We start from the raw sequence: 1465 nt of genomic DNA, 5'->3' as shown, positions 1-1465 counted from the left end.
AAGCACTCCGCCTGGGGAGTACGGTCGCAAGACTGAAACTCAAAGGAATTGACGGGGACCCGCACAAGCAGTGGAGTATGTGGTTTAATTCGAAGCAACGCGAAGAACCTTACCAGGTCTTGACATCTGAATGACCGGTGCAGAGATGTACCTTTTCTTCGGAACATTCAAGACAGGTGGTGCATGGTTGTCGTCAGCTCGTGTCGTGAGATGTTGGGTTAAGTCCCGCAACGAGCGCAACCCTTATATTTAGTTGCCAGCATTTCGGATGGGCACTCTAGATAGACTGCCGGTGACAAACCGGAGGAAGGTGGGGATGACGTCAAATCATCATGCCCCTTATGACCTGGGCTACACACGTACTACAATGGCCGGTACAACGGGCTGCGAAATCGCGAGATGGAGCCAATCCCAACAAAGCCGGTCTCAGTTCGGATTGCAGGCTGCAACTCGCCTGCATGAAGTCGGAATTGCTAGTAATCGCGGATCAGCATGCCGCGGTGAATACGTTCCCGGGTCTTGTACACACCGCCCGTCACACCACGAGAGTTTATAACACCCGAAGTCGGTGGGGTAACCGCAAGGAGCCAGCCGCCGAAGGTGGGATAGATGATTGGGGTGAAGTCGTAACAAGGTAGCCGTATCGGAAGGTGCGGCTGGATCACCTCCTTTCTATGGAGAATCGTTTCCTGCAACGGAAACATTCAAATACAAAATCTAGCCAGGTCGGCTAGTTACTCACTCGTTGCTCAGTTTTGAGAGCTTAAACTCTCAAACGTTTGGTGGCGATAGCGAAGGGGTTCCACACGTTCCCATCCCGAACACGACCGTTAAGCCCTTCAGCGTCGATGGTACTTGGACCGCAGGGTCCTGGGAGAGTAGAACGCCGCCAAGCGTAACCCATTTTGGGTTCAAATAGTATATGTAATGTGGGCCCTTAGCTCAGTTGGTTAGAGCGCACCTCTGATAAGGGTGAGGCCGGTGGTTCGAGTCCACCAGGGCCCACCATCTATACCTTTAAACTTTATATGGGGCCATAGCTCAGCTGGGAGAGCGCCTGCCTTGCAAGCAGGAGGTCAGCGGTTCGATCCCGCTTGGCTCCACCAAAATGATTTACAAGTTTGTTCTTTGAAAACTAGATATCGAAACGAAACAAACGCGAATTAGAACATTCCTTTTTAGCTGAACTTGTGTTAAACAAGTTTCAATAAAAACGGTAGTCAAATTGCTTTTGTGATGGTATCGGGTGAGAGCGACTTTTGGCTTTGCGCAAGCAAAACAAGAGAAGCGAGCGACCGAAACCGGAACAAAATGGTTAAGCTACTAAGAGCACACGGAGGATGCCTAGGCGCTAGGAGCCGATGAAGGACGTGGCGAACAACGAAACTGCCTCGGGGAGCTGTAAGCAAGCTTTGATCCGGGGGTGTCCGAATGGGGAAACCCAGCTGGGGTAATTTCCAGTTAC

Annotated in this window: 2 tRNA genes and 3 rRNA genes; all 5 read left to right on the top strand. The window is 51.3% G+C overall.

What is annotated here, in order from left to right:
- Positions 1 to 672, top strand: a 16S ribosomal RNA gene (locus CXK86_RS31720); the annotation flags it as partial.
- 106 nt (positions 673 to 778) lie between these two features.
- Positions 779 to 895, top strand: a 5S ribosomal RNA gene (rrf, locus tag CXK86_RS31715).
- Between the two features lie 36 nt (positions 896 to 931).
- Positions 932 to 1008: transfer RNA gene (locus CXK86_RS31710), tRNA-Ile, on the top strand.
- Positions 1009 to 1030: 22 nt separating this feature from the next.
- Positions 1031 to 1106 (top strand) — tRNA-Ala (locus CXK86_RS31705).
- 207 nt (positions 1107 to 1313) lie between these two features.
- Positions 1314 to 1465: ribosomal RNA gene (locus CXK86_RS31700) — 23S ribosomal RNA — on the top strand; the annotation flags it as partial.

This window comes from Paenibacillus sp. BGI2013, assembly GCF_002843485.1.
Classification (GTDB): Bacteria; Bacillota; Bacilli; order Paenibacillales; family Paenibacillaceae; genus Paenibacillus; species Paenibacillus amylolyticus.
This window is presented reverse-complemented; position numbering and strand designations above follow the sequence as displayed.